The organism is Arhodomonas sp. KWT (assembly GCF_010993615.1).
This window is the reverse complement of the sequence record NZ_WNXE01000171.1, coordinates 1-4,955: the sequence shown is the minus strand read 5'-3', so window position 1 is coordinate 4,955 and position 4,955 is coordinate 1. Positions and strand designations below refer to the sequence as shown.

The window sequence follows — 4,955 nt, the reverse complement described above, 5'->3', positions numbered from 1 at the left end:
TGGCATACTGTCGCGCCCCACCAGCCGCGATGGTGCCATGAGCGACGACGCCCCGAATGCCACGGCGGAGCAGGTCTTCGGCCGCTACCGCGCCATCGTCCCCGACTGGGACGCCTTCCTGGACAGCCTCGCCCGCCCGTTGGCGCCCACGGTATGGCCGCATCCCACGCGCATTGACCGCGATGGGTTGCGGCGCCTGCTCGCGGAGGCGGGGGTCGGGAGCACGCCGCTGTCCTGGCACCCGAGTGCCCTGCGCCTGCCAGAAGGGTTCGGGGCGGGTGGCCACTGGGGCTACTTCGCGGGGCTCTACCAGTCCCAGGAGGCGGTCGCGACGGTGCCCGTGATGCTGCTCGACCCTTTGCCCGGCGAGCGCGTCCTGGACATGTGCGCGGCGCCGGGGAACAAGACCGCCCAGATCGCCCTGGCCATGGGCAATCGCGGCACCGTTCATGCCAACGAGGTCCAGCGCGGGCGCCTGTCGCCGCTGCAGGGTACGATCCGCCGGCTGGGGCTGCTCAACGTCAGCATCACCCTGCGCCCCGGCGAGGACCTGGCGCTCTCCAACGGCCCCTTCGACCGCGTCCTGGTGGACGCGCCGTGCAGCGGCGAGGGGATCTGGCGCAAGGTCGTCGGCGAGCGCGCGATGAAGCACTTCCAGGTCGCCGATGCCGCGATGCGCGAGCGCCTGGCGGCGCGCCAGCGGCGGCTGCTCGCCCGGGCGGTCCGGCTCGCGCGGGTCGGGGGGCGCATCGTCTACTCCACCTGCACGGTGGCGCCCGAGGAGAACGAGGCGGTGGTGGACGCGGTGCTGCGCGCCTTTCCCGGCCAGCTCGCGGTGCGCCCGGCCCGGCTGTCCGGCTTCGACTGCGCGCCGGGGATCACCGAGTGGGCGGGTGCGGGTTTCGATCCGTCGCTCGCCGGGGCCGCGCGGGTATGGCCGCACCAGAACGACACCGGCGGGTTCTTCGCGGCGGTGCTGGAGAAGGTGGACGGTCCCGAACCCGACGGCGCGCTGGTCCACCCGGCGGGCGCGGACGACGCCGTGCTCGACGAGCTCGGCGCGACCTACGGGCTCGATGAGGACGCCTTTGCCGGCGTCACCACCCACCGTGGCGGCGGCCGTTACCTCAGCGCGGTGAGCGCGGACCACCGCCTGCCGCCGGGGCTCGCGACGCAGACCACCGGTCTGCCGGTGCTCGGTACGCAGGCCCGGCCGCCGAAGCCGACCACGGCGTTCGCGCTGGCCTGGGCGCCGGCGGCGCAGGCGAATACCCTGGACGTGGACGACGCGGGCCTTGCCGACTACATCGCGCGGCGGCCGCTGTATCTCGACCGTGCCGAGGTCCCCGAGGCACCCTACGTGCTGGTCCGCCACCGGGGGCACGGCATCGGCGTGGCCCACGTGCGTGGCCGCCAGGCCGACGGCCGGGTGGCCTTCGCCAGCCTTCACCCCAAGGCCTGGGCCGGGCGCTGAGCCCGCGTCCGCGAATACGCATTCACCCGCCATAGGAGACGAGCCGATGCAGGTCTGGCACATCCCCGAACCCGGTGGCCCCGAGGCGCTGACCCTTGCCGAGCGCCCGGACCCGGTCCCCGGCCCCGGCCAGCTCGTGGTGCGCGTGCGCGCCGCGGGCGTCAACCGCGCCGACGTGCTCCAGCGCCTCGGTCACTATCCGGCGCCGCCGGGGGTGGTCGCGGACGTGCCCGGGCTGGAGTATGCGGGCGAGGTCGAGGCCGTTGGCGAAGGCTGCGTGGCACGCCGTGTCGGTGACCGCGTGATGGGGCTGGTCGGCGGCGGCGCCTACGCCGAGCGCGTGCTCGTGCACGAGCGCGAGACCCTGCCGGTGCCCGCCGGCATGGACGATGCCCGGGCCGCGGCGATCCCCGAGGCCTTCCTGACCGCATGGCGCGCCATCGCCCTGGAGGGCGGTCTGCGCCCGGGCGGTTTCTGCGTGGTCCGTGCCGCCACTTCCGGTATCGGCACGGCGGCGGTGCAGCTGGTCCGCGCCATGGGGGCCCGGAGTCTCGGCACCGGCCGGGACGCCGCCCGGCTGGACGCGGTGCGCGCCCACGGCATGGACGCCACCTTCGTCGACGACGGTGAGGCGTCACTCGCGGACGCGGTGCGCGGGGCGAACGCGGGCGAGGGGGCGGACGTGATCCTGGACCTGGTGGGCGGCGACGGCCTGCCCGCGGCGCTCAAGGCGCTGCGCGCGGAGGGCACGCTGGTGCTGGTGGGGATGATGGGGGGCAGCCGCACCGAGCTGAACCTCGGGGCGGTGCTCATGCGCCGGCTCACGCTCCGGGCGATGACCATGCGCAGCCTGCCGCTGGAGCGTCGCATCCAGGTGGTGCGTGCCTTCGAGGCGGAAATGCTGCCGCGGTTCTCGGACGGAACGCTGGCGCCGGTGCTGGACCGCACCGTGGCCTTCGCGCAGGCGCCGGAGGCGCACCGGATCATGGAGTCCGGTCAGCACCTTGGCAAGCTGGTGCTCACCCACGGCTGAGCCGCCGCGGGCGCGGCTCAGTCGCGCTCGCGCTCGGATTCCGTGATCGTCGCGGCGCGTTTGCGCAGCCGCTCGAGCACGGCGACGGTGGTCTCCAGCTCCGCCTCGTCGAGGCCCTCGACCATCTCGTCGCGCAGTGCCGCGGCGACGCTCATGATGTGATCGAGCGCCCGGTGGGCGCGCTCGGTGAGGTAGATGCGGTTGCGCCGGCGGTCGTCGCTGCAGGCCTGGCGCTCGATCCAGCCGTCGGTGGCGAGACGGTCGAGCAGCCGCACCACCGTCGGCGGTTCGATGCCGGTGCGGGCCGCGAGCTCCCGCTGGGTGAGCCCCTCGCCACCCCGGGAGATGTTCATGAGGGTGCGCCACTTGGCCTGGCTGAGGCCCAGCGGGCGCAGCCGCGTGTCCAGGGCCTGGCGCCACTGCTGGGCGGTCTCCGCGAGCATGAGCCCGAGGTGGTCGATATCCGCCGCGTCGTCGGTCTGTGTGGAACGGGTCATGGACCGTGCCTAGTCATCGTCGTTCTACTATTAATGCCTGATCGTAACATGCTGGCGTGCGATGGGTCCGCTTCAGCCCCGTTCGGTCACGGCGTGGGCGAGGCCGGCGAGGGCGGGCAGCGGTGCGTCCACGCGCCACACGGGGATCGTCGCGAGATAGTCGCGCATCCGGCCCTTGGCGGTGAACCGGGTCATGAACATGGCGTGGTCGAAGCGGTTTCCCAGGCGCGGCAGGATGCCGCCGCCCAGGTAGACGCCGCCGCGGGCGCCGACGGTCAGTGCGAGCCCGGCGGCCACCGTCGCCAGCCCGCGGGTGAACAGTGCCAGCGTCTCTGCAGCGCGGGCGTCGCCGGCGTCCGCCCCGGCGATGATCTCCGCCGGCGACAGGCCCCCGGTGGGGGCGCCGGCGATTTCGGCGAGGCAGTCGTGGACCGCGGTGAGCCCCACCCCGGAGGCGACGCGTTCGGCACTGCAGTGGCCGAAGCGCTGCCGCAGCGCCCGGGCGACGGCCTCCTCGCGCTCGTCGCAGGGGGCGAAGCTGACGTGCCCGCCCTCGCCGCCGATGGCGTGATGGCCGCCACCGGGGCAGGGCACGAGCACCGACACGCCGAGCCCGGTGCCCGGACCCAGCACGGCCATCGGTGCCCCCGGCGCCGCGGCGCCCGGGTTCACCGGCACGCACTCCGTGGGGGACAGCCCCGGCACCGCCAGCGCCTGTGCGACGAAGTCGTTGACCAGCTCCAGCCGCTCCAGTCCCAGCCGGTCCCGGGTCTGCGTCGTGGAAAAGCGCCACGAGCCGTTGGTCAGCTCGACCTGGTCCCCGGCGATCGGGGCCGCGATGGCGCACAGGGCCTGGCGGGGGCGCGGCCCGTCGGGCAGGCCGTCGAGATAGTGGCCCGCGGCGGCGGCGAGGTCGGCGAAGTCGGCGGTGGCCAGCTCGCGGACGTGGTGGACCGAGCCGTCCCCGGGGGAGGCCAGCGCGAACCGGGCCCCGGTGCCGCCGATGTCCGCGATCAGCCAGGGTGGACTGGCGTGGGTCGTTGTCATGGGCGCTCTTTCCTGGTGTCTCGTTATCCCTGTCTGCCGAGTGTAACGTTTCCGTCACGGCGCGATGGGGACGTCACGGGGACAGCGGTGATAGTCTTCGTCCACGCACGACTGTCAAACCAACAACGGAACACGGAGTGACCATGGGCACGCTGACCAAGGGAATCACGGGTGTGGCCGCGGGCCTGCTGCTGGCGGCCGCGGTTACCGGCTGCGGCGTCACCGCGCCGCCGCCCGGCGCGGGGCAGGAGAAGGCGCAGCCGGGTGAGGTCGTCGGCCAGAAGACCATCTGGTCGGACGCGGACCGGGGCTGGGTGAAGCTCGTGGCCGCCGAGCCCCGCGGTGGCGGCTATGATCAGCCGGTACACGTCGATCCCCAGTGGCTGCGCCAGGCGCTCTACGACATCAAGCTGCGCGTCGAGCGCGACGGTGACAACGAGCGCGCCATCCGGCTCTTTCGCGTCGCCCAGCTCGACGTCCTGGTGCCGACCCTGGTGCGCGGGCTTGCCGAGGCCGGTCCGGACCAGGCGGTCGCCTTCGCCACCGCCTCGCGGCGCGGCGGCTTCACCTTCTTCGATCCCGTGCGGCTGACCACGGCGCGGGTCTTCGTCGAGGACGGCCGGCTCAACGTGCTCTTCGGCACGGTCTCCGAGCCATTGCCCGAGGACGAGGTGCGCGCGTTCGTCGCCGATGCCCGCGTGGGCACCCGCGAAGCGGTGATCAACGAGGGCGGCACCGTCTGGAGCCGCGGCTGGGAGTCGCGCATGGAGCGCGCCGACTGGGTCGTGCTCCCGGTGAAGACCTCGGAGGGGGAGCTCCCGGCACTCCCCGAGGCCGGGGCGAAGGCCGGGACCGATCCGGCGGAGCAGCCGGCGCCGGCGGCGGCCGATACCCCGGCGGCGGC

5 protein-coding genes are annotated in these 4,955 nt (G+C 73.9%); 3 read left to right on the top strand and 2 right to left on the bottom strand.

The window, feature by feature from the left end; all coding sequences use genetic code 11:
- Positions 1-1,474: RsmB/NOP family class I SAM-dependent RNA methyltransferase (locus G7A99_RS15940; protein WP_205599876.1), on the top strand; the 1,474-nt coding region annotated here is incomplete at its 5' end.
- 46 nt (positions 1,475-1,520) lie between these two features.
- Positions 1,521-2,507 (top strand): NAD(P)H-quinone oxidoreductase, encoded by a 987-nt coding sequence (locus G7A99_RS15935; protein WP_163141931.1) that lies wholly within the window; start codon positions 1,521-1,523, stop codon positions 2,505-2,507.
- A gap of 17 nt (positions 2,508-2,524) precedes the next feature.
- Here G7A99_RS15935 and G7A99_RS15930 read toward each other — a convergent pair whose 3' ends face one another.
- Positions 2,525-3,004, bottom strand: a complete 480-nt coding sequence (locus G7A99_RS15930) for a MarR family transcriptional regulator (RefSeq protein WP_163141928.1) — start codon at positions 3,002-3,004, stop codon at positions 2,525-2,527.
- Between the two features lie 72 nt (positions 3,005-3,076).
- Positions 3,077-4,051, bottom strand: a complete 975-nt coding sequence (gene glk / locus G7A99_RS15925; RefSeq protein WP_163141925.1) for a glucokinase — start codon at positions 4,049-4,051, stop codon at positions 3,077-3,079.
- Positions 4,052-4,194: 143 nt separating this feature from the next.
- On the opposite strand from glk, the gene G7A99_RS15920 reads away from it, so the two are divergent.
- The coding region (locus tag G7A99_RS15920; protein ID WP_163141922.1) for a hypothetical protein at positions 4,195-4,955 on the top strand (761 nt) is incomplete at its 3' end.

What these genes read in the sequence shown, in the direction of transcription:
- G7A99_RS15930 (WP_163141928.1), bottom strand. Translation starts at nt 3,004, where the DNA reads ATGACCCGTTCCACACAGACCGACGACGCGGCGGATATCGACCACCTC.
- G7A99_RS15935 (WP_163141931.1), top strand. Translation starts at nt 1,521, where the DNA reads ATGCAGGTCTGGCACATCCCCGAACCCGGTGGCCCCGAGGCGCTGACC.
- glk (WP_163141925.1), bottom strand. Translation starts at nt 4,051, where the DNA reads ATGACAACGACCCACGCCAGTCCACCCTGGCTGATCGCGGACATCGGC.